Genomic DNA, 22011 nt, shown 5'->3' with positions numbered 1-22011 from the left:
CCTCACACCTGCAGGGGGTAACGCTCAGGCGTGTGCTCGAGCTGGCATTCAAGGCGCCACAGCGCCTGACCGGACTCATGATACTTGCGCTCGAAGTGGGTCAGATAATCGCCGTGCGGGACAAAGGCCTCTGCCGTCACCTCGACACCGGTGGCATGACCGATGGCCTGAGCGAATTCCAGTGCGTAGATCTGCCAGTTGGTGCGCAACTCGAGCCGACCGCCCAATGCCATGATGATCGGAAATACCGGATGGCCTTGCCAGCGCATCTTGAGGTGACGCGCCTTGGGATAGGGATTGGGATACAGCAGGGTGTGATGAGCCGGCGCCCAGCCTGCCGCCAGTGCGAGACGCCAGAAATCAACGAGATCAGCACGTACCAGCAACGCGTTGTCCGGAAGCTCGCCGTGCTTGCGAGTGAGGCGGTCCTCGCTGCGATCGACCCCGATCACCGCATGATCCGGATGGGCCAGTGCCAGCAGGCGGGTCGAGCGCCCGACGCCACAGCCGCTGTCCAGCCACAAGGGCTTGTCCTGTTCCGCCAGCCAGCGTTGCGCCTGTTCAAACGCCTCACGCGTGTGCTCCGCGACTGGCTTGCGAAGCGGATTTGCCATCGCACGGCGTACGCGCCGCTCGATGTCCTCGTGGGGGCCGGTCTGGGGAGAGTCGATCTGACGGGAGTTGGCGTACATCGGAATTCCGGTGGCAGGCGAGCAGAAAATGGACGAGGGAATTCTAGCAGATTCCTCTTTCGGGAATCCGCCGCGCCCCGCTCGGTCTGGCGGCAAGCGCCGGCAGGCAATGCACAAAAAAAGGCGCATGCCTCTCGGCACGCGCCTACACCAACTCTAGCGACTCAAACAGCCCCTGAAGCATCTCATCCGTCACGTCCATAATCAAACAAACGATTGATCTTTTTTCGTGACCCAGGACCTCGGTGGAATGGCCTACCCTGCAACGCAGGATATCGCACAGTGTTCGCAGCGAGTCCTCGCTAGCGCCGCAGCCTGAGAGCAGGGTGCATGACGCCTGTATTGAGGGGGTGTTATCATCGCGGCATCATTTGGACGAATGCCCGCAGAGGCGTCGCCCAGACCAACGACTCACAGCATTTTTCACGAGGAAAGCGGCTTGTCACACTTACCGGTGATCGTCGGCATGGGCGGAGTCAACGCCGCCGGCAGGACTTCGGGTCATCAAGCCTTCCGGCGCACGGTGCTCGAGACTCTGTCGGAGACGGACCGCCAGGAGACCCTGCTGGGCCTTGCATCGCTCATGAATCTCGCCCGCTGCGACGAGCAGGGTCAGTGGTTCGATGCCGAAGGCCAGCCCGCCGAGCCACAGGCACTCGCGGCTCGTCTGGAAGAGCAGGTACTGGCACATTCCCTGATTCGTCGCATCGAAGACGAACGCTTCAATGACGCCGGGATTCCCGCCAACCGCCAGTCACGCCTGACGTTGACCGAGGACCTGAGCTTCACCCTGCGCAGCCGCCAGCTGCCGGAGCAGCCACCCGCCGCGTGGCAGATCCGCGAGCTGGACAATCGTCGCGTCGAAGTCACGGTACCGGCAGGCGAATTCGATGTCCTGCTGCCGGACAACCGCAGGGCACTGGTCCGCGCCGCCGGTCAGCTGCCCAGCGGCTTCGCGCCGGAGCAGCTCTACCGCAGCGTGCATCACCCTCGCGGCCTGTCGATGACGATCTTCGGCGCCAGCGATTGCCTCGGCGACAGCGGACTTGACTGGGACTCGCTGCGCGACAGCCTCGACCCCGACGACATTGCCGTCTATGCCGGCAACTCGATCGGCCAGATGGACACTGAAGGCTGGGGCGGACTGATGAAGTCCTTCGTGGCCGGCGAGCGCGCCACCTCCAAGCAGATGCCGCTGGGCTATGCCCAGATGCCGGCCGACTTCCTGAATGCCTATGTGCTTGGCAATGTCGGGGGAGCCGGTGCCGCGATGGGTGCCTGCGCCAGTTTCCTCTACAACCTGAAGCTGGGCCTGAATGACATCCGCAGCGGACGCCGTCGCGTGGTGATGGTAGGCACGGCGGATGCGCCCATCACGCCGGAAGTCATTGAAGGGTTCCGCAGCATGGGAGCGCTGGCCGATGACGAGAGCCTCAAGGCCCTCGATGCGCTGGAAGTCCTCACTGACAGCGATTACCAGAAAGCCTGCCGTCCCTTTGCGCGCAACTGCGGTTTCACCATCGCCGAAGCGACCCAGTTCGTGATTCTGATGGCGGACGAGCTGGCGCTGGAGACCGGCGCTCGCATCCTGGGCAGTGTCCCGGATGTCTTCGTCAATGCGGATGGCTGGAAGCGGTCCATCTCGGCACCGGGCGTCGGCAATTACATCACGCTGAGCAAGGCGGTGGCGCTGGCGCGAGACATCGTCGGCGATGAAGGCGTACGCCAGCGCAGTTTCGTGCATGCACACGCCACCTCCACACCGAAGAACCGCACGACCGAATCCCATGTGCTCAACGAAGTGGCGCGGGCCAACGGTATCGAAGCATGGCCTGTCGTGGCGGTGAAGACCTTCGTCGGCCACAGCCAGGGCAGCGCGGCGGGTGATCAGACGGTCTCGGCACTCGGCAGCATGACCACCGGCATTCTGCCGGGCATTCCGACGCTGGATGCCATCGCCGAAGACGTGCATCACAGCCATCTCGACATCCGACGCGAAGCTCGCGAATTCTCGGCCGATGTCGCCTTCATCAATGCCAAGGGATTCGGTGGCAACAACGCCAGCGGCGTGGTGCTGTCGGCCGATGTCACGCTGAAGCTGCTGACAGCGCGACATGGTGACGACGCCCTGGCGGCCTGGCGTGAGCGCAGCGGCCTCTGTGAGCAGCGTCGGGCGGACTATCTGGACAAGGCGCAGCGCGGTGAATTCACGCCGACCTACCGCTTCGGCGAGGGTGTGCTGGAAGGGCCGGAGCTTGAGATCACTGATCGCGAGATCCGCATTCCGGGATACGCGAAAGCCGTCTCTCTCAAGGTCGACAACCCCTTCGGGTCACTCTAGCGACACCTCGTGAGCGACTGCCGTGAAGAGCGCTCCCCCAGCCTGCTGGCCACAGCAAGGCTGGGGGTTCTACACTCGGACTGGCCACCAGCTTTCGCTCGTTGCCCGCAGGCGTCTTGCACCAAGACCAGAGCACAGGCTTCTCACCCTTCGTCGTCCATTGCAGCAAGGCCGTCCGCGATGGCCCGCTGATAGAGCACGAGTTCGTCATGCCCAAGAACATTGCCGTCTACCCCGGCACCTTCGATCCGATCACCAATGGCCATACCGACCTGATCGAGCGTGGTGCTCGCCTGTTCGACAAGGTCATCGTCGCGGTAGCCTACAGCCCGAGCAAGCAACCCGCCCTTCCACTGGAACTGCGCATCGAGCTTGCCCGACAGATTCTCTCGCATCTCGACAATGTCGAGGTCATCGGCTTCAGTTGTCTGCTGACGGAGCTGCTGGAACAGCAGAATGCGCGTATCATTCTGCGCGGCCTGCGCGCGGTATCCGACTTCGAGTACGAGCTGCAACTGGCCAACATGAACCGGGCACAGGCGCCGCACGTCGACAGCCTGTTCCTGACCCCGGAACTGCAGAACTCCTATATTTCATCGACCATCGTGCGCGAAATCTCGCGACACGGGGGTGATGTGTCGCGTCTGGTGCACCCGATAGTGGCCGAGGCTCTTGCCAGCCACTTCAATCCGCCCGGCGCCGACACCGCCACAAGCTGAGGACACCACCATGGCCCTGATCATCACTGATGAGTGCATCAACTGCGACGTCTGCGAGCCGGAATGTCCCAATGGCGCCATCTCGCCGGGTGAAGAGATCTATGTCATCGACCCGGACCTGTGCACCGAGTGCGTCGGCCACTTCGATGAGCCGCAATGCCAGCAGGTCTGCCCGGTTGACTGCATCCCGCTCGACCCGGCCAACAAGGAAAGCCAGGAAGAGTTGATGGAGAAGTACCAGATCATCACGGCAGCGCTGGGCAACTGACCTGCACCTGCCCGCCACCACGAGCGCCTGCCCCGGTCAGGCGCTCGTGGTGGCCTGGCACTCCTGCAACGCCGGTAGAAGCCATGTCCTGATTCCCTCCTTGGCAGCATTCCTCTCCCTCCTGTCCTGTCGCCTCTCCTTTCTCCTCCCGCTTGCTCGTCTCTCTTCTATTGTTTTCTCCCTTCTCTCTTCTCTCTTCACTGGCTTTTCAACCTCTTCCATCCTGCGTGCTTCGCGATGTGCGATGACCGCACGAGTCTCAATGCCAGCGGTCAGCCGCTGACACCGTGCAGGACGGCTCGCCTTGCGCGACTCCCCGGGAGGCAGGCGCCTCGCACTTTCATCAGCGATAAAGAATATGATGGTGGATAGCGCGACTATCGGTTAATTTCTGTTAGTACACAGTAACAGAAGTATTCTATCCTGTAGGGATACAGTCACCGATCGCCCTTCACGCGCACGGAATGCACATGTCATCACGCCAACTGCCGTCAGCCCTGAAAATGCCAGCCTTCAAAGCCCATACTCCACTTCCCGCCTCGGGATTGGTCGGTCTGGCCGGAATGCTGGTCTTGATGGTGCTGCTGATCCTGCTGCCACGCCCCGATATCTTCACGTCAGTCGCGCAATACCTCATCCCGCATTCACTGCTTGAGATCGGTGCGGTACTGGTCGCCTCGATGGCGGCCATCTCCATCTTCCAGGGCCATCGCAGCACGGTCCCCGTCAGCTTCGTGGTGATGGGCTGTGCCTTTCTGCTCTCGGCCTTCTTCGACCTGATTCATATCTTCAGCTATGACGGCATGCCGAACTTCGTCAGTGAGGCGTCGGTACAGAAAGCCATCCACTTCTGGCTGGCGGGGCGGACGGCCTTCGTCGTGGCGCTGCTGGCACCCTGCCTGATCACCTCACGCCCGATGACGCGCCGCCGGCTGCCACTGGCGTTCGTCTTGACGCTTGTCATTGGCCTGCTGGTCAGCTGGGTAGGGCTCTATCATCTTGACTACCTCCCCGCGACCTTCATCCCCGGAAGCGGCCTGACGGCGTGGAAGATCGGTTACGAATGGGTACTGGCGATCGGATCCCTGATCGCCGCGATCCTGCTGCTCAGCTCCCGACGTCTGCCCGAGGGCACCAACATCAGCTGGCTGGCCGTCGCCGCGCTTGCCACTGGCCTCTCGGAGCTCTGCTTCACCCTGTATGCCACTGCCCACGACGTCTTCAATCTCCTGGGGCACCTGTACAAGGTGGCCGCCTACGGCATGCTCTACCACGCCATCTATTCCTCACGCCTGGTCTACCCCTACCAGCGACTCAAGGACATGAGCAGTGCGCTGGCAGAAGCGGAACAGCGCTGGCAGTTCGCGCTGGAAGGTTCAGGCGCCGGTGTCTGGGACTGGAAGCAGGACAGCGATCAGGTCTTCTACTCTCCGCAGTGGAAAGCCACGCTGGGCTATGAAGAAGAGGACATCGGCAGCAGCTTCGACGAATGGAAATCGCGCATACACCCTGACGACATGCAGCGGACGCTGGAAGACCTCAAGCAACACTTCGAGGGGCACAGCGTCGAGTACCGCAACGAGCATCGCATGCTGACCCGCAGCGGCGAATGGAAGTGGATTCTGGATCAGGGAAGAGTCGTCGAACGCTCACCGGACGGTCGACCATTGCGCATGATCGGCACTCACAGCGATATCGACTGGATCAAGGAACAGCAGCAACGCCTGATCACCAGTCGGGCACGGCTGCGCTCCATCTACCATTCGGCCCCCGTGGGCATCATCGTGGCAGATTGCAGCGGCACCATCGTCGATGCCAACTCCGCCATGCACAACCTGCTGGGCAGAGGTGAAGCCGAGCTCTTCCAGCAGTCCCTCTGGGGGCTGTTCTCCCTCGAGGAAGTCAGTCGCCTGAAGCGTGCCTGGGGGCAACTCCAGCGCGAGGGCGGCAACTTCCAGGACGAATACCACATGCAGACCGCGCGCGGGCATCTGTTCTGGGCGGAAGTCACCCTTACTCCGCTTGAAGGCGAGGATCGCACCCTGGTACTGGTCAACAACATCGAGGACCGTCGCCGCGCCATCGAATTGCTGGAGGAGAACGCGACGCTCTATCAGGAAGTCTTCAGTACCGGCAACGCCATCAAGCTGCTGATCGACCCGGAACTGGCTGAAATCATCGATGCCAACCCGGTCGCCGCCGATTTCTACGGCTACAGCATCGGTGAGATGTGTGGCATGCCCCTGGGACGCATCAACGTGCTGGCAAGCCAGACGCTCTCGAAGCGCATCCGTTCGGTGGTCAACCGTACTGACAACCACTTTGAAGCCAGCCATCAGCTGGCCAACGGCGAACTGCGTGACGTCGAGATCTTCACAGGCCCGGTTGACCTCAATGGCCGCACCCTGCTGTTTTCGATCGTGCACGACATCACGGATCGCAAACGCGCGCAACGAGACCTCCAGATCGCCAATCTCAAGCTGTCGCGCCTCTCGGAAAGCCGCACCCAGATCCATCATCTTTCGGAACGCCTGTTGACCTGCTCACGACTGGACGAGATCGTCACCCAGCTCAATGTGCGCCTGCCCAGCCTGTTCGCCGGCTGCGAGGGCACGCTGCAACTGGCAGATCCGGCGGATCACCAGCAGAAGACACATATCCAGTGGGGGACGGCTCCCACGGAAGTCTGCGTACTCAATCACTCACTGAGCGTCGGGGATACGGTGATCGGTAACTTCACGCTGCAGATCCCCTCTGACAGCGAGAGTCAGGAGCACCTCCGCCCGCTGGCAGAGGACGTCTGTCAATTGATCATGCTGGCGCTGGCTGACCTGCAACTGAAACAGGGGCTGGCCCATGAGGCACGTCGGGACACCCTCACTCGACTCTACAATCGCCGGCATCTGGATGAAGTGCTGCCACAGAAACTGGCAGAAGCCAGCATCGGCAACCCCCTTTCACTGGTAGTTCTGGATCTGGACAACTTCAAACAGGTCAACGATACCTACGGTCATGAGATGGGGGACCAGGTTCTGTCTCGCCTCGCCAGCATCATCCGCGAGTCGCTGCGCAGCTCGGATGAAGCCTGCCGTTATGGTGGGGAAGAGTTCGTCATTCTGATGCCGGGGGCCAGCGCTGCCGTGACACGCGCACGCGTCGAAGCCATCCTTGAAGCCTTCCGGGAAGAAAGTTTCGAGCATGACACCCTGGGACAGCTGACAGGGCTGAGCTTCTCCGCCGGCGTCGCCAATGCTCCCCACGACAGTCAGTCGACCGACACGTTGTTCAGCATGGCCGACAACGCGCTCTATCAGGCCAAGCGCTCGGGCCGTCAACGCGTTCTGTGCTTCAACAATCTGCCCCCCACCGAAGACCGTCGAGTCACGTCCTCTCCCAGATGAGGCCTCGTGATATTGCAGCGCTCGAGTTCAGCCTCTTTCCGCTGACCTCAAAGACGACACCGCCGGCCATGATGGCCGGCGGTGTCGTGTGCGGGGTCTTGTCACATTCCTGCATGGCTCTGGACAGGCGATGCTTCAAGTCGCCCCCCAGCGGGAGTCAGTCCCAGTCAACACGCGTCGTCTTGCAGCCAAGGCAGCGCGCGAAGGTTGCCTGCGCCGGTGTAGCCACCAGCACACGAGCAGTCTCATCGATATTCTGCCCCATGGCCGCGAACGGAGCCGAAACGACAAACAGCGCTGCCCCCACGACCGTCGTCGCCAACAGCAGAGGGCGCCCGACAAGCGCATCAGCCACCATCATGCCGGCACTCGGAGTATCATCCCCCTGCTCGCTGGGCAACTCGATGGCATAGGCGGGAGATGCCAGCATCAGTGTCATGCCCGCAGCCGCGATTCCGTTGCGCAGCCACATGCCCGACTGAAAAATCATGGATTTCATGCTCAGGTCCCTTGCGTATGGACGCTCCAAGCGTCCCTGTTATGAGTCTATACACTGGGGCAAGCACCACCAGCGTCTGACAAGCCGTGTCATCCATCTCACGTTCTCTAGATTAGCGCTCCGAAAGCCATACGCCCAGCTCTCTACCCTCATGCTGTGGTCAACGCCAACGGACTCACGCCGCGTCACCCGCGCTGCTCCTTTTACTGATTCAGCATCACCCACTACGGCAACGATCCCCAATGACCGATTCTTCACGACAAGCCGACCCCTCTTCTCCATCGGCCGCTCGCACCGACCGCCATCTCTGGCAGCTCGCCTGGCCGATCATCCTTTCCAATATCTCGGTGCCGTTGCTCGGACTGGTGGATACCGCCGTGGTCGGGCATCTGGAAGATGCGATCTATCTGGGTGCCGTCACGCTGGGCGCGGTGCTGTTCAGCTTCCTTTATTGGGGCTTCGGCTTCCTGCGCATGGGCACGACCGGCATGACGGCCCAGGCACATGGCCGTGGCGATCACGACCGGCTGCGAACGCTGCTCGGACAGGGCATTCTGCTGGCACTGGCCATCGGCATGCTGCTGATGCTGCTCGGCTCGCCGCTCATTTCGCTGGGCCTGGGCTTGATGGAGGCCAGCGAGACCACTCGCGCACTGGCCCATGACTACGCCAGCATTCGCCTGTGGTCGGCACCCGCCGTACTGATCAATTACGTGATACTGGGCTGGTTTCTGGGCCTGGGGAATTCACGGGTGACGCTGGGTATCCTGGTGCTGACCAATGTGCTCAATATCGTGCTGGATCTCGCCTTCGTCCCAGGCCTGGGGATGACCAGTGATGGCGTGGCCCTGGCCAGTGTGATCGCGGATTACTGCGGGTTGGCGGCCGGCCTGTGGCTGGTGTCACGTCAACTCTCCCGCATGCCGGGTCACAGTGATCGCGCCGCCCTGTTATCACTGTCCGCCTGGAGCGTACTGATCCGCGTCAATCAGCACCTCTTCGTGCGCACCCTGTGTCTATTGGGCGCCACGGCCTATTTCACGTCCCAGGGAGCCAGCTTCGGGGACGAGACTCTGGCGGCCAATGCCGTGCTGCTGCAATTCGTGATGATCACGTCCTACGGGCTCGATGGTTTCGCGCAGGCTGCTGAATCCGAGGTCGGCCGCGCCGTGGGACAGGGAGACTGGCAGCGCTTCACTCGCAGCGTCAGGGCGGCTACGCGCTTCTCGTTGGTCACTGCCGCCGCCGCAAGCCTGCTGCTATGGCTCCTTGGCCCGCAGATGATCGCCCTGCTTACGGACCTGCCCGAGGTACGACAACTGGCAATCACCTATCTGCCCTGGATGGTCGCCATGCCGTTGGTGGCCGTATGGAGCTACCTGCTGGACGGGATCTTCATCGGTGCCACGGCGACACGTGAAATGCGCAATACGCTGGTGGTCTCCCTGCTGGCATTCATCGGACTGTGGCCCCTGCTCGAGAGCTTCGGAAATCATGGCCTGTGGCTGGCGTTCCTGCTGTTTACCAGCGTTCGTTCTGTCGTGCTCGGCGGCTACTATCTGCATCATCGCCGTCACCACTGGCGCTGAACCCTATCGAGCAGAGCACGCCCTGTGTTGATCCAGCGATGAAGTGCTCGCCAGGCGCACCGGAACCCTACCCCTCGACCATCGCGCGATACTCTACTGCTATCGGATAGACTAATGTGAGCATGCCAACCCAACTCCCATACCGATAAAAAGCCACAGGGAGCATCACATGCTGCAATCGCTATCCCGGCCAGCCGTCAAGCTGGTCGAGCGCTATCTACCTGACCCCTATATCTTCGTATTGCTGTTGACCGTCGTCGCGGCCGCAGCCGCCATGCTGATCGAGCAACGCTCCCCCGCCGAGGTAATGCGCTACTGGGGCGATGGCTTCTGGAATCTGCTGACCTTCTCCATGCAGATGCTGCTGGTATTGATCTCGGGGTTCATGCTCGCCAATACGCCGCCGGTGAAGAAGGGCCTGGCCAGCATCGCCTCGCTGGCCAGAACGCCTGGCAGTGCCATCATGCTGGTCACCTTCGTCTCGCTGATCGCCAGCTGGATCAACTGGGGCTTCGGACTAGTGATCGGTGCACTGTTCGCCAAGCAGCTGGCCAAGATGATCAAGGTGGATTACCGGCTGCTGATCGCCAGCGCCTACTCAGGTTTCGTGATCTGGCATGCGGGCATCTCGGGCTCGATTCCGCTGACCATCGCCACCGCGGGCCACTTCACCGAGGAGAGCATCGGCATCGTGCCCACCTCGGACACCATCTTTGCCTTCTTCAATATCGCCATCGTCGCGGCGCTGCTGCTGATCATGCCGCTGGTCAATCGCGCCATGATGCCCTTCGAGAAGGAAAGCGTGTACGTGGATCCGGCCCTGCTGGAGGAAAAGCCCACCGAGATCAGCGACCAGCCTCGTCCCGCCGAGCGTCTCGAGAACTCACCGATCCTCGCCTGGGTCGTGGGGCTGTTCGGCCTCGCCTGGCTGGTGGATCACTTCGTGATTCGTGGCGGTGGCCTGAATCTCAACGTGATCAACTTCAGCTTCCTGTTCCTGGCCATCGTGCTGCATAGCACGCCGCGCAAGCTGCTGGACAGTCTGAACGAGGCCATCAAGGGCGGCGCCGGTATCGTCATCCAGTTCCCCTTCTATGCCGGCATCATGGCCATCATGGTGCAGTCCGGACTGGCGACTACCCTCTCCGAGGGATTCGTGTCGATCGCCAGCGCCGAGAGCCTGCCGTTTTGGTCCTTCATCAGTGCCGGTATCGTCAATCTGTTCGTACCTTCCGGTGGTGGGCAGTGGGCGGTTCAGGCACCGGTCATGATTCCTGCCGCCCAGGCATTGGGTGCCGACCTGCCACGCGTCGCGATGGCCGTCGCCTGGGGCGATGCCTGGACCAACATGCTGCAGCCTTTCTGGGCACTGCCTGTCCTGGCCATCGCGGGCCTGAAGGCCAAGGACATCATGGGGTTCTGTCTGGTGCAGCTGCTGGTGACCGGTATCATCATCTCACTGGGGCTGACCCTTCTATGAGAAGGTCGCCGTGACGAAATATCTCTGACGAGACGTTCGAACGCCACGACTCCCGGCCCCTCACAACGTCATGCCACCTGGCCCCCGGGGAGTGATTCCTCGGGGGCCAGGTCGTTCAGAGAGTGCTGATATGCCGCTCACAGGGTGCCAAGTGACGCCGAATCCCTCAGACTGTCAGGGACAAGAATCATCCCGCTCCGATCCCCGTCCCCAGGGTCACTCGAGCCTTTCTGACCCTGACTCGCTCATCAAGGATTCCTGCATGAATGACACCCAGCCTGATCAGGCCACCCTCAATGACGCCCTCCCCGGTCAGCACCAGTTGATCATGACCGAGTTGATGACACCGGACATGGCCAACTTCAGCGGCAAGGTGCACGGTGGCGCTATTCTCAAGAAGCTGGATGAAGTCGCCTACGCCTGTGCCAGCCGCTACAGCGGCAGCTACGTCGTCACTCTGTCGGTGGACCAGGTGCGCTTCAAGCAGCCGATTCACGTCGGCGAGCTGGTGACCTTCCTGGCCTCCGTCAATCATGTCGGCCGCTCCTCGATGGAAATCGGCATCAAGGTCGTCGCCGAGTCCATCCAGGGTCGCCTGATTCGTCATACCAACAGCTGCTACCTGACCATGGTCGCGGTGGATCCGGACGGCAATCCGGTTCCGGTGCCGCCACTGAACCTGGAAACCCAGGAGCAGAAACTGCGCTTCCACAAGGCCGCGATTCGCAAGAAGCTGCGCAAGCAGGCCGAGGAAGAGGAAAAGCGCCAGGAATCGATGGAATTCTGAAACACCGATCTCGAAAGCCAGTGCAAGATGCGGAGTGCGAGGTAGTCGCCACGTGGCGATACTGGGCGGAACTCCGTCACAGCGAGACGAACGATGACTCCTTCACGAGCGGCACAAGACGCCATCTGGCAACGCCTGCTGGCTCGCCAGTCGATTGCCGGTGAGTCATTGCGCTATGGCGTGATCACCACCGGCATCTTCTGCCGTATCGGCTGTCCCTCACCGCCTCCACGGCGTGACAATGTCAGGTTCTTCCCTGACACCCGCGCCGCGCATGCAGCCGGGCTGCGCGCGTGCCGTCGCTGTCACCCAGAGACGGATTCATCCTCGGACAACCGCGATATCCCCGACATGCCACACTGGCTCATCGCCGTCTGTCGGCAACTGGAAGCCGCTGTCGCCGAGAGCCGGCCGACACCGTCACTGAGCCGTCTGGCCATCCTCACGGGCCTTGGCAGCTCTCACCTTCAGCGCCGCTTCAAGGCCTGGCTCGGCCTGTCGCCCAGCGACTATGCCAGCGGACTGCGCCAGCTGCGCTTTCATGATCTGCTCGAACAAGGGCGCGGTGTCACCGACGCCATCCTCACGGCAGGCTATCGCTCCACCAGCCGTGCCCATGCACGCGCCGGCGGCATGACGCCCAGCGCTCGTTCGAAAGGAGGCAGTGGCGAGACACTATTGGCGATGCACTGGCCATGCAGTTTCGGTATGCCCGAGCATCACTGCTGGCTGAGCGCCGCGCTCAGTGAACGTGGAGTGGTGGCCATCCAGCTGACGGATAGCCGTGATGCTGGGCAGAGTGCTCTGGAAGCTCGTCTGCCAGAGGCTGACTGGCAACAGGTGACACCCGACGACGAGGCAGGGCAATCACTGCATGCAATGCTCGGTGCGCGCCTGCTGGCACTCTGCGAGACTCCACAGACGAGCCAGGCGCTCTTCATCGAGCTGCCGCTGGATGTCCGCGGTACCGCATTTCAGCTGCGTGTCTGGCAGCAACTGAATACCACCCTGAGCGGCGAGACCCTGACCTACCGGCAACTGGCTGAAGCTCTGGGGCGACCCACTGCCAGCCGCGCCGTCGCCAATGCCTGCGGTGCCAACCCCCTCGCCCTGCTGACGCCCTGCCACCGCGTGGTGCGTGGCGATGGTGGTCTCGGTGGCTATCGCTGGGGAGTGGAACTCAAGCAGGCAAGGCTGGCTCAGGAGGCCGAATCCTCCGGCAGATCATGAGGCCCGCGGCTAGAGCGTCGTGCAACGCAACGGCGGCGGGGCATGCAGCACCTCACGGACGATCTCCAGGGCCCGCGTCAGGACCTCACGACTCTCGGCGGCACTCAGGCACAGCCGCAATGCCTGTGGTGGAGGTTCATTGCCGACACAGAAAGGCTCGGCACTGGTGACATGTACCCCGCGCCGAGCCAATGACTCGACCACAGCCTGGCTACGCTGCCCTTCGGGTAGCACCAGCCACAGATCGAACGATGAAGGCCGCGAAGAGAGCGTCCACTCCCCCAGCAGAGTACGTGCCAGTCGCTGGCGCGCCCGCATCTCCTCCACCTGCCAGTCCACCAGCTGTGTCGCATTGCCACTGGTCAGCCAGGCGCAGACCGTTTCCATCAGCAGCGGTGCCACCATCCAGCTGTGACTGCGCAGCACCGCGCCAATCCGGGACAGCACTTCCACCGGGGCGCGCAATACGCCCAGACGCAGACCGCCAGCCAGCAATTTGGAGGTACTGAAGACATACAGGGTGCGCTCAGGTGCCATCTGATAGAGACGAGTCCCGCACTCCTCCCTCGGCAGATACTGCACGCCGTCTTCCAGAATCCAGAAATCGTGCTGGCGCGCAAGGGCAACCAGCGCCTCTCGCCGTGCGTGGGACAGCTGCGCCGCCCCCGGATTGTTCTGCTCGGCCATCACGTAGACCATCCTGGGCACCTGCTGGCGACACAGCCGCGCCAGAGCCTCGACATCCATGCCCTCCTCATCCAGCGGTACTCGCAGCAGCTTCAGGCCCCGCTCAGCACTCGCGGCGATCAGTCCGGGGTAGGTCAGCGCTCCCGTGACCACCGCCTCTCCGGGGGCCAGCAAGGCCGACAGCGCGAGAGTAATGCCATTCTGCCCTCCCTGCGTCAGCATCAGCTCCTCGGGGTCGACCGGCATGCCGAGCTCGCTCATCCAGCTCGCCAGCAATTGGCGATGACTGCCCACCCCGAATTCATTCTGGTATTCGACACTCCGCACCAATGCCTCGGGGGAGTGGCTGATCGCGGTCAGCGCCGCCGCCATCCCCTGCTGCCGCGCCGGATGCGGCGGTGGCAGGCTCATGGTGAGATCCATCACACCAGAGGATGCCGAAAGGGAGTCATCCGACTCCGCCGCGATCCCGAATGATGGCCTGGCATGCAAGGCATGTCCGAAGCGCCTGTCGGGCACAGGCCCCGCGCTGACCGGCGCATTGACGTAGGTTCCGCTCCCCACACGCGCCCTGACCAACCCATGTCGCTCGGCCTCGGCATAGCCGCGTGTCACGGTACCGATCGTCACGCCCAGCGCATCCGCAAGTCGGCGTTGCGGCGGCAGTCGCTCATCCTCCTTGAGCAGGCCTGAGGCGATATCGAGGCGGATGGCCTCCGCCAGCGCACGATAGCGCGGCAGGGTGGGATCAAGTGTCGGAGTCCATATTGTCATGGTGACAAAAAACCTGTTGACGGTAATTGTCATCAGATTATGCTCAAAACATGGCACCAACAAGCCATAAAATGCTGGAACGTGCCGACATCCATCACAATTGCACCCATACAATAATGCGGCATCACGCCAACGCCCCACACGCTGAAGGACACCCATGGAATCCCTCGCCTTTCTTGCCCCAGCCACGCTCTACATGCTGTCGATGACCCTGACACCGGGGCCCAACAACGTCATGCTGACGGCTTCCGGAGCCAATCATGGCTATTGGCGCACCCTGCCGCATATCTTCGGCATCATGATCGGCTGCCTGGTGCTGTTCATCGGCATCGCGCTGGGACTGGGACTGGTCTTCGAGCGCTACCCCATCGTGCAGACACTGCTCAAGGTGTTGGGGAGTGGCTATCTGCTCTATCTGGCCTGGAAGATTGCCATGGCCCCACCACCCGACCTGTCGAGCCGACAGGATGCACGGCCGATGAGCTTTCTGGCAGCCGCGCTGTTCCAGTTCGCCAACCCCAAGGCCTGGGTCATGGGTATCGCGCTGATGGCGGGCTTTCTCCCGGAAGACGGGCCGGTGTGGCTCAACGCGATCCTGCTGGCGAGCTTCGCGGAACTGGTGGCGCTGCCCTGCATCTCCCTGTGGGCAGGCTTCGGCACCGCCATCGGGCGTCTGCTGAATACCGATCGCGCCTGGAGGATCTTCAACCGCGTGATGGGGGCACTGACGGCCTCCTGCGTCATCTTCATCCTGGGCTGATCGTCGCTGGCCTGCGAGGGACGGCAGTACATCACGGATATCGAACACTGTTCGCATCACCACTGTTTTCCCTCGCGATGTTCGCTAGACTGTCAGGACGCTTTTTACACGCCTGCACAGGATGCTCCTCCATGCTGACGCTCTATGGTGATCGCCGCTCCGGTAACTGCTACAAGGTCGAGCTGCTGCTGCACCTTCTCGAACGCCATCACCATTACATCGAAGTCGACATTCTGGCCGGCGATACTCGCACGCCGGAATTCCTGACCCGCAACGTCAATGGCAAGATCCCGCTGCTGGAGCTGCATCGCGGTGAGACACTGTCAGAGTCCAACGCCATCCTGAACTACCTCGCCGATGGCAGCGATTATCTGCCGAGTGACCCCTTCCTGCGTGCCAAGGTGCTGCAGTGGCAGTTCTTCGAGCAATACAGCCATGAGCCCTACATCGCCACTGCCCGCTTCATCAATCGCTACCTCGGCCTGCCCGAGGAACGCCGTGACGAGTACGCCGCCAAGCAGGAGGGCGGCAAGCGTGCCCTGCGGGTGATGGAGCACCATCTCGCCGAACATGACTGGCTGGTAGGGGATCAGTTCACGATCGCCGACATTTCCCTTTATGCTTATACGCATGTCGCTGATGAAGGCGGTTTCGCGCTGGATGATTATCCTGCCATACAGGCGTGGCTGGCACGTGTCGCGGCGCGCCCGGGCCATTTCGATATCCCGCGCGACTGATATCCTCTCCAGCTGGCAGCCCCAGCGACCACCGGCTCACCTTCCATGACAGGCTCGTCGATGCTACCCGTCACCTATCGCCCCATGACACCCGCCGACCACTCGGCCTTCATGCACATGATGGAGGCCACCCCGGGGGTGGTGATCCGCAAGGCGGATGAGTATGCCGCCGTCGAGCGCTATCTGATCCGCAACCCCGGCATGAGCCACTTGGCCTTCTCCGGCGTGCGGCTGGTGGGATGTGCCATGTCCGGGCATGATGGCAAGCGCGGCTACCTGCAACATGTGATGACGGCCCCGGACATGCGAGGCCAGGGGATCGCGAGAACATTGGTCGAGCGCTGCCTGGACGCCCTGGCACAGGAAGGCATCGACAAGGTGCACCTGGATACCCTGCATGACAATCATGAGGCCCACCGCTTCTGGGAGCGTCTGGGCTGGGCGAATCGCAATGCCGAGATCGTGCGCTTCTCGCGCCTGCTGGTGGACGACCCCAACGCCTGACCTCTCTCGCTGATTTCCCGCAACCCTCGCTGAGCAAGGAGCTCTGACGTGCAATTTCTCGAAAATGATGACCTCGGCAAGTTGATCCTGCGCCTGACTCTGGGACTGCTGTTGCTGTTCCACGGCCTCTCGAAACTGCTCGGTGATGGCGGCACGTTGAGCTGGATCGCCGGCGAGCTGGAGAAGATGGGGATACCAGGCGTGGTGGCCTATGGGGTCTACATCGGCGAGATCATTGCGCCCATCATGCTCATCCTCGGCGTGCACGCCCGCATCGCCGGCCTGATCGTCGTCGCCAACATGCTGTTCGCCATTGCGGTGGCTCACATGGGGCAGCTGCTGAGCCTGTCATCGTCCGGTGGCTGGGCATTGGAACTGCAAGGCTTCTTCCTCGCCAGCGCACTGGCCGTCGTCTTTCTCGGCAGTGGCCGCTTCGCGGTGCAGGAGGACTGATGGCCGACGTCGTCACTGCCAGCACCTATTGCGAGAATGCTCCCCAGCACCCGATTCATGGTCCCTATCATGATCACGAATACGGCTTCCCGGTCAGCGATGACCGGGTACTGTTCGAGCGTTTCGTGCTGGAGATCAACCAGGCCGGCCTCTCCTGGCTGACGGTACTCAAGAAGCGCGAGGCCTTTCGCGAGGCCTACGAGAATTACGATATCGCGCGTATCGCCGCCTATGGAGATGAAGAGCGCGCGCGCCTGTTGAGCGATGCCGGCATCATCCGCAACCGCCTCAAGGTCAATGCCGTGATCCACAACGCGGGCGTGGTACTGCAGATGAAGGACTCGCACGGCAGCTTTCTCCAATGGCTGGATGCCCATCATCCGCAACCCTTGTCCGCCTGGGTCAAGCTGTTCAAGAAGACCTTCCGCTTCACTGGTCCCGAGATCGTCAACGAGCTGCTGATGAGCTGCGGCTATCTGCCGGGCTGTCATCGTGACGACTGTCCGGTACAGGCTCGCGTGCTGGACGCCGGCCCGCGCTGGGCCGAGCCGGGTGCCCTGGAGGCGATCCATGCGGATGCCTGACACCAGCTCGTCCTCTTCACTCCCCCTTCCCTCTCGCAGGTAGCCCGCCGATGGACTCCCTTACCCAGATCTGCCTCGGAGCCGCCGTGGGCGGTGCCGTCATGGCGCCCGCCATCCGACACTTGCCCGTCGAAAGACGCGGCGCTGCCATCCGTTATGCATTGCTCGGTGGAGCGGCACTCGGCACCCTGCCCGATCTCGACGTGATGATCGATTACGGCGACGCCGTCGCCAATTACACCCATCATCGCGGCTTCAGCCATTCCCTGCCGGTGCTGGGGCTGCTGGGCATTCTGCTCGGCTGGCTGCTCGCCCGTCTTCCACGCCTGGCACCATTGGGGCGTGGCCGCCTGATCGCCTACTGCCTGCTGTGCCTGATCACGCACCCGCTGCTGGATGCCTTCACCACCTATGGCACCCAGCTGCTGTGGCCATGGCCAAGCCGACCGGTGAGCCTGGCCAGCATCTTCATCATCGACCCGCTCTACGCCCTGCCGCTGCTGATCACCGGCCTGTGGGTCGCCATACGCGGCCACGCAGGACGATTGCTGGTCACTGGCCTGATGCTCTCGAGCCTCTATCTCGGCTGGGGGCTGGCCGCCAAGAGCTGGGTGGAACATCGCATGGCGCCGGTATTGGCCAGTCAGGGATTCGCGGACGCCCCACGCATGGTGCAGCCCACGCCCTTCAACAGCCTGCTATGGCGGGTCAGCGTGGTCACGCCGCTGGCGGATCACGAGTGGATGGTCGGTGTCTTCGATTCCGACGAGCAATTGATGGCACTGGCGCGACGGGATTTCCCGCGCCAGCCAGCGCTGGATGCCGAGGTCGGGAAGCTTGAGGATGGACAGCGTCTGCGCTGGTTCGCCGCGCCCTACCTGCGGGCGAGCCGCGAGCGGACATCAGAGGGTGAGACGCTGCTGGCGGTGACCGATACCCGCCTGGGCTCGCCCGGCTACCACCCCTTCCGTTTCGCGCTGGCCCGCCAGACCAGCACACGTGAATGGCATTCTCTGGACGACAGCCAGCGACTGCCCAGTCAGCGTGTCGATCGCGCTGCCTTGCTGAGCCTCTGGCAAGCCATCCATGACCCGGCATCTCGCATGCAGCCAGGCCAGCGCACCGTCTCTGCCACGCCCTCCAGCCCCTCGGCCGAGACAAGATAAAGCGCCGCTGATGAAGGCCCAAGAGACGACAACGCCCGCCATGGAAGCCATGGCGGGCGTTGTCGTCTCAGTACTGCGGACAGGATCAGCCGAGGTACTTGATCATCACCCCAGCGGCCACCGCCGAGCCGATCACACCGGCCACGTTCGGCCCCATCGCGTGCATCAGCAGGAAGTTGTGCGGGTTGTACTCGAGCCCGACCTTGTTGGAGACACGTGCCGCCATCGGTACCGCCGAGACACCGGCCGACCCGATCAGCGGATTGATCGGCGTCTTAGAGACCTTGTTCATCAGCTTGGCCATCAGTACCCCGCAGGCCGTGCCGATACCGAAGGCGACCACGCCGAGGGCCAGAATGCCCAGCGTCTCCACCGCCAGAAACTTGTCGGCCTGCAGCTTGGAGCCCACCGACAGTCCCAGGAAGATGGTAGTGATGTTGATCAGCGCGTTCTGGGCGGTATCCGACAGACGCTCCACCACACCGCACTCGCGCATCAGGTTACCGAAGCAGAACATGCCCAGCAGCGGTGCGGCGTCCGGCAGCAGCATCGCCACCATGATCAACAGCACCAGCGGGAACAGGATCTTCTCGGTCTTGGAGACCGGACGCAGCTGCGTCATCACCAGGCTGCGTTCCTTGGCGGTGGTCAGCGCGCGCATGATCGGCGGCTGGATCATCGGCACCAGTGCCATGTAGGAGTAGGACGCCACGGCGATCGCCCCCAGCAGCTCCGGTGCCAGCAGACTGGCGACGTAGATGGAGGTCGGGCCGTCCGCACCACCGATGATGCCGATGGCCGCCGATTGCTGCAGGCTGAAGTCCATCAGGCCCATCGAGGTCAACGCCACCGCGCCCAACAGCGTCGCGAAGATGCCGAACTGCGCCGCCGCCCCGAGGAACAGGGTCTTGGGGTTGGCCAGCAACGGGCCGAAATCCGTCATCGCCCCCACGCCCATGAAGATCACCAACGGCGCGATGCCGGAAGCGATCGCCACGCTGTAGAAGCTGTACAGCATGCCGTTGGAGAAGCCACCATCCAGCGCCATGTTGCTGGCCTGCTGCTTGAGCACTGCGGGAATCTCGCCATGCAGTGCCTGCTCCACCGCGTGACGCGCCTCATCCAGCGGCAGGCTGGCGATGTTGACGTTGAGCAGATTGGCCATCGAAGCCAGCAGCTCCGGCTTGCCGAGATGCGCCGCCTGCTCGGCAGCAGACAGCGCCAGTCCGGCTTCCGGAATGTTGGCCAGAATGCCGCCGAAGCCGATCGGCACCAGCAGCAGGGGTTCGAAGTTCTTGCGGATCGCCAGATAAAGCAGGCCAAGGCCGATGACGATCATCGCCAGCTGGCCGAAGCTCATGTTGTAGAGCCCCGAGCCGTGCCAGAGGTTGAGTATCTTGTCCATGTCGTGTCGCCTTGCAGAGGAGCATCACCGACCGGCCCGTCGTACATGCCGACGGGCCGGACACACCGGCTCAGAGGGTGATCAGAACGTCGCCGACACTGACACTGTCGCCTTCCTTGACCTTCACCGCGGAGACGGTACCGGCCTGGTGGGCACGGATCTCGGTCTCCATCTTCATGGCCTCGAGAATGATCACGACATCTCCTTCCGCCACGCTGTCACCGACGGCGACATTGACCTTGAAGATGTTGCCCGCCAACGGCGCATTCACCGGCTCACCGGAGGCGGCCTGGGCGGCAGGTGCCGCGGCTGCCGGAGCCGATGCCGCAGGCTCGCTGGCCTGCACCTGGGTGATGTCTCCGCCTTCGGCAACCTCGACGACATACTGCTTGCCGTTGACGTTCAGGGTGTAGGTCTGCGGGCCGCTCGACGCGCCTTGAGCACTGACGGCCGGAGCACTAGAGACCGGCGCTGCGGCGGCCTTGGATGCCTTGTCATCGACAGCCTGCGGGGCGGGCTCGAAGGCATCCGGGTTGCCACGGTTGCGCAGGAACTTGAGGCCGATCTGCGGGAAGAGTGCATAGGTCAGCACGTCATCGGTCTCGCGTTCGCCGCTCTCCAGCGCGATACCTTCCTCCCTGGCCTTGCCCTTGAGCTCCTCACGCAGACGCTCCATCTCCGGCGTCAGGTTGTCTGCCGGGCGGCAGGTGATCGGCTCGGCGCCTTCCAGCACGCGGGACTGAAGTTCGCTGTCGAAGGGTGCCGGCGCCGCGCCATATTCCCCCTTGAGCAGCGCCTGCACTTCCTTGGAGATCGACTTGTAGCGCTCGCCCATCATCACGTTCATCACCGACTGGGTGCCGACGATCTGTGAGGTCGGGGTCACCAGCGGGATATAGCCCAGGTCCTTGCGTACGCGCGGAATCTCGGCGAGCACGTCATCCAGCTTGTCACCGGCGCCCTGCTCCTTGAGCTGGCCTTCCATGTTGGTGAGCATGCCACCCGGCACCTGGGCGACCAGAATGCGCGAGTCGATACCGCGCAGACTGCCCTCGAATGCCGCGTATTTCTTGCGCACTTCGCGGAAGTAGGCCGCGATATCCTCGAGCTTCTCGAGGTCCAGTCCGGTATCGCGCTCGGTGCCTGCCAGCATCGCGACGACCGATTCGGTCGGGCTGTGGCCGTAGGTCATCGACATCGAGGAGATGGAGGTGTCGACGTTGTCGATGCCCGCCTCGATGGCCTTGAGAGCCGTGGCGGTGGAAAGCCCGGTGGTGGCATGGCACTGCATGTGGATCGGGATCGACAGGCTCGCCTTGAGGCGCGAGACCAGCTCGAAGGCGGTATACGGCGTCAGCAGGCCCGCCATGTCCTTGATCGCCAGCGACTGGGCCCCCATGGACTCGATCTTCTGCGCCAGCTCCACCCACATCTCCAGCGTGTGCACGGGGCTCACGGTGTAGGAGATGGTGCCCTGGGCATGCTTGCCCTGATCCAGCACTGCCTTGAGCGGACGCTCGAGGTTGCGCGGGTCATTCATCGCGTCGAAGACACGGAAGACATCGACACCGCTGGTCGCGGCACGCTTGACGAAGGCATCCACCACGTCATCGGCGTAATGACGATAGCCGAGCAGGTTCTGGGCGCGCAGCAGCATCTGCTGCTGAGTCTTGGGCATCGCTTCCTTCAAGGCACGAATGCGCGCCCAGGGGTCTTCGCCCAGGTAGCGGATGCAGGCGTCGAAGGTCGCGCCGCCCCAGCTCTCCAGCGACCAGAAGCCGATGTCGTCCAGCTTGGCGGCGATCGGCAGCATGTCATCGAGGCGCATGCGCGTGGCCAGCAATGACTGATGCGCGTCGCGCAGTACCACATCCGTGATGCCCAGCGGTTGCTTGTCCATGAGTGATCCCTTGTTCTTTATAATGTGGATATCGG

19 protein-coding genes are annotated in these 22011 nt (G+C 62.6%); 14 read left to right on the top strand and 5 right to left on the bottom strand.

What is annotated here, in order from left to right:
* Positions 1-2: 2 nt before the first annotated feature.
* Positions 3-692 carry a tRNA (guanine(46)-N(7))-methyltransferase TrmB gene (trmB, locus tag BFX80_RS02070; RefSeq protein ID WP_084207854.1) on the bottom strand — a complete coding sequence of 230 codons (690 nt, stop codon included), beginning with the start codon at positions 690-692 and terminating at the stop codon, positions 3-5.
* 466 nt (positions 693-1158) lie between these two features.
* On the opposite strand from trmB, the gene BFX80_RS02065 reads away from it, so the two are divergent.
* The 4 genes from BFX80_RS02065 to BFX80_RS02050 all read left to right on the top strand — a co-directional run bounded on the left by BFX80_RS02065 (position 1159) and on the right by BFX80_RS02050 (position 7421).
* Entirely contained in the window at positions 1159-3033 is a 1875-nt protein-coding gene (locus BFX80_RS02065; RefSeq protein WP_084209585.1) for a beta-ketoacyl synthase, read from the top strand.
* Positions 3034-3242: 209 nt separating this feature from the next.
* Positions 3243-3752, top strand: a complete 510-nt coding sequence (gene coaD / locus BFX80_RS02060; protein WP_077378212.1) for a pantetheine-phosphate adenylyltransferase — start codon at positions 3243-3245, stop codon at positions 3750-3752.
* 10 nt (positions 3753-3762) lie between these two features.
* Positions 3763-4020, top strand: a complete 258-nt coding sequence (locus BFX80_RS02055) for a YfhL family 4Fe-4S dicluster ferredoxin (RefSeq protein WP_077378030.1) — start codon at positions 3763-3765, stop codon at positions 4018-4020.
* Between the two features lie 470 nt (positions 4021-4490).
* Positions 4491-7421, top strand: coding sequence for a sensor domain-containing diguanylate cyclase (locus BFX80_RS02050; RefSeq protein ID WP_167592960.1), 2931 nt, complete (start codon positions 4491-4493; stop codon positions 7419-7421).
* 157 nt (positions 7422-7578) lie between these two features.
* Here the strand turns inward: BFX80_RS02050 and BFX80_RS02045 are convergent, their stop codons facing one another.
* Positions 7579-7920, bottom strand: a complete 342-nt coding sequence (locus BFX80_RS02045; protein ID WP_205632724.1) for a hypothetical protein — start codon at positions 7918-7920, stop codon at positions 7579-7581.
* 242 nt (positions 7921-8162) lie between these two features.
* On the opposite strand from BFX80_RS02045, the gene BFX80_RS02040 reads away from it, so the two are divergent.
* From BFX80_RS02040 to BFX80_RS02025, 4 genes are all read left to right on the top strand, one after another.
* The gene (locus tag BFX80_RS02040; protein ID WP_084207852.1) at positions 8163-9509 is read left to right on the top strand and encodes an MATE family efflux transporter; all 1347 of its coding nucleotides are present in this window, start codon (positions 8163-8165) and stop codon (positions 9507-9509) included.
* A 169-nt stretch (positions 9510-9678) separates the two neighbouring features.
* A complete protein-coding gene (locus BFX80_RS02035; protein ID WP_084207851.1) occupies positions 9679-10989 on the top strand; it encodes a short-chain fatty acid transporter in 1311 nt (436 codons plus the stop codon).
* A gap of 262 nt (positions 10990-11251) precedes the next feature.
* Complete coding sequence (locus BFX80_RS02030) at positions 11252-11776, top strand: acyl-CoA thioesterase (RefSeq protein WP_077378016.1); 525 nt, start codon at positions 11252-11254, stop codon at positions 11774-11776.
* A 93-nt stretch (positions 11777-11869) separates the two neighbouring features.
* Positions 11870-13006 (top strand): bifunctional transcriptional activator/DNA repair enzyme AdaA, encoded by a 1137-nt coding sequence (locus BFX80_RS02025; RefSeq protein ID WP_084207850.1) that lies wholly within the window; start codon positions 11870-11872, stop codon positions 13004-13006.
* 9 nt (positions 13007-13015) lie between these two features.
* Here BFX80_RS02025 and BFX80_RS02020 read toward each other — a convergent pair whose 3' ends face one another.
* Positions 13016-14467 (bottom strand): aminotransferase-like domain-containing protein, encoded by a 1452-nt coding sequence (locus tag BFX80_RS02020; RefSeq protein WP_084207849.1) that lies wholly within the window; start codon positions 14465-14467, stop codon positions 13016-13018.
* A gap of 157 nt (positions 14468-14624) precedes the next feature.
* Between BFX80_RS02020 and BFX80_RS02015 the strand changes: the two genes are divergently transcribed.
* From BFX80_RS02015 to BFX80_RS01990, 6 genes are all read left to right on the top strand, one after another.
* Positions 14625-15227, top strand: coding sequence for a LysE family translocator (locus tag BFX80_RS02015; protein ID WP_077378007.1), 603 nt, complete (start codon positions 14625-14627; stop codon positions 15225-15227).
* 131 nt (positions 15228-15358) lie between these two features.
* Entirely contained in the window at positions 15359-15964 is a 606-nt protein-coding gene (locus tag BFX80_RS02010; RefSeq protein WP_077378004.1) for a glutathione S-transferase family protein, read from the top strand.
* A gap of 60 nt (positions 15965-16024) precedes the next feature.
* On the top strand, positions 16025-16468 hold the full coding sequence (locus tag BFX80_RS02005) for a GNAT family N-acetyltransferase (RefSeq protein WP_205632723.1): 444 nt from the start codon (positions 16025-16027) through the stop codon (positions 16466-16468).
* Between the two features lie 48 nt (positions 16469-16516).
* Entirely contained in the window at positions 16517-16921 is a 405-nt protein-coding gene (locus BFX80_RS02000; protein WP_077378001.1) for a DoxX family protein, read from the top strand.
* Positions 16921-17505 carry a DNA-3-methyladenine glycosylase I gene (locus BFX80_RS01995; RefSeq protein ID WP_084207848.1) on the top strand — a complete coding sequence of 195 codons (585 nt, stop codon included), beginning with the start codon at positions 16921-16923 and terminating at the stop codon, positions 17503-17505. The genes BFX80_RS02000 and BFX80_RS01995 overlap by 1 nt, the downstream gene beginning before the upstream one ends.
* A 50-nt stretch (positions 17506-17555) precedes the next feature.
* Positions 17556-18671, top strand: coding sequence for a metal-dependent hydrolase (locus tag BFX80_RS01990; RefSeq protein ID WP_084207847.1), 1116 nt, complete (start codon positions 17556-17558; stop codon positions 18669-18671).
* Positions 18672-18756: 85 nt separating this feature from the next.
* Here BFX80_RS01990 and BFX80_RS01985 read toward each other — a convergent pair whose 3' ends face one another.
* Together BFX80_RS01985 and oadA are read right to left on the bottom strand one after the other, a co-directional pair.
* Positions 18757-20076, bottom strand: a complete 1320-nt coding sequence (locus BFX80_RS01985) for a sodium ion-translocating decarboxylase subunit beta (RefSeq protein ID WP_077377992.1) — start codon at positions 20074-20076, stop codon at positions 18757-18759.
* A 70-nt stretch (positions 20077-20146) separates the two neighbouring features.
* Complete coding sequence (gene oadA / locus BFX80_RS01980; RefSeq protein ID WP_084207846.1) at positions 20147-21976, bottom strand: sodium-extruding oxaloacetate decarboxylase subunit alpha; 1830 nt, start codon at positions 21974-21976, stop codon at positions 20147-20149.
* Positions 21977-22011: the final 35 nt, after the last annotated feature.

It is taken from the genome of Cobetia marina (assembly GCF_001720485.1).
GTDB classification, from domain to species: Bacteria; Pseudomonadota; Gammaproteobacteria; order Pseudomonadales; family Halomonadaceae; genus Cobetia; species Cobetia marina.
This window is presented reverse-complemented; position numbering and strand designations above follow the sequence as displayed.

What these genes read in the sequence shown, in the direction of transcription:
- trmB (WP_084207854.1), bottom strand. Translation starts at nt 692, where the DNA reads ATGTACGCCAACTCCCGTCAGATCGACTCTCCCCAGACCGGCCCCCAC.
- BFX80_RS02050 (WP_167592960.1), top strand. Translation starts at nt 4,491, where the DNA reads ATGTCATCACGCCAACTGCCGTCAGCCCTGAAAATGCCAGCCTTCAAA.
- BFX80_RS02005 (WP_205632723.1), top strand. Translation starts at nt 16,025, where the DNA reads ATGCTACCCGTCACCTATCGCCCCATGACACCCGCCGACCACTCGGCC.
- BFX80_RS01995 (WP_084207848.1), top strand. Translation starts at nt 16,921, where the DNA reads ATGGCCGACGTCGTCACTGCCAGCACCTATTGCGAGAATGCTCCCCAG.
- BFX80_RS02040 (WP_084207852.1), top strand. Translation starts at nt 8,163, where the DNA reads ATGACCGATTCTTCACGACAAGCCGACCCCTCTTCTCCATCGGCCGCT.
- BFX80_RS01985 (WP_077377992.1), bottom strand. Translation starts at nt 20,076, where the DNA reads ATGGACAAGATACTCAACCTCTGGCACGGCTCGGGGCTCTACAACATG.
- BFX80_RS02065 (WP_084209585.1), top strand. Translation starts at nt 1,159, where the DNA reads ATGGGCGGAGTCAACGCCGCCGGCAGGACTTCGGGTCATCAAGCCTTC.
- BFX80_RS02035 (WP_084207851.1), top strand. Translation starts at nt 9,679, where the DNA reads ATGCTGCAATCGCTATCCCGGCCAGCCGTCAAGCTGGTCGAGCGCTAT.
- BFX80_RS02020 (WP_084207849.1), bottom strand. Translation starts at nt 14,467, where the DNA reads ATGACAATATGGACTCCGACACTTGATCCCACCCTGCCGCGCTATCGT.
- BFX80_RS02030 (WP_077378016.1), top strand. Translation starts at nt 11,252, where the DNA reads ATGAATGACACCCAGCCTGATCAGGCCACCCTCAATGACGCCCTCCCC.
- BFX80_RS02010 (WP_077378004.1), top strand. Translation starts at nt 15,359, where the DNA reads ATGCTGACGCTCTATGGTGATCGCCGCTCCGGTAACTGCTACAAGGTC.
- coaD (WP_077378212.1), top strand. Translation starts at nt 3,243, where the DNA reads ATGCCCAAGAACATTGCCGTCTACCCCGGCACCTTCGATCCGATCACC.
- BFX80_RS02045 (WP_205632724.1), bottom strand. Translation starts at nt 7,920, where the DNA reads ATGAAATCCATGATTTTTCAGTCGGGCATGTGGCTGCGCAACGGAATC.
- BFX80_RS02055 (WP_077378030.1), top strand. Translation starts at nt 3,763, where the DNA reads ATGGCCCTGATCATCACTGATGAGTGCATCAACTGCGACGTCTGCGAG.
- BFX80_RS01990 (WP_084207847.1), top strand. Translation starts at nt 17,556, where the DNA reads ATGGACTCCCTTACCCAGATCTGCCTCGGAGCCGCCGTGGGCGGTGCC.
- oadA (WP_084207846.1), bottom strand. Translation starts at nt 21,976, where the DNA reads ATGGACAAGCAACCGCTGGGCATCACGGATGTGGTACTGCGCGACGCG.
- BFX80_RS02025 (WP_084207850.1), top strand. Translation starts at nt 11,870, where the DNA reads ATGACTCCTTCACGAGCGGCACAAGACGCCATCTGGCAACGCCTGCTG.
- BFX80_RS02015 (WP_077378007.1), top strand. Translation starts at nt 14,625, where the DNA reads ATGGAATCCCTCGCCTTTCTTGCCCCAGCCACGCTCTACATGCTGTCG.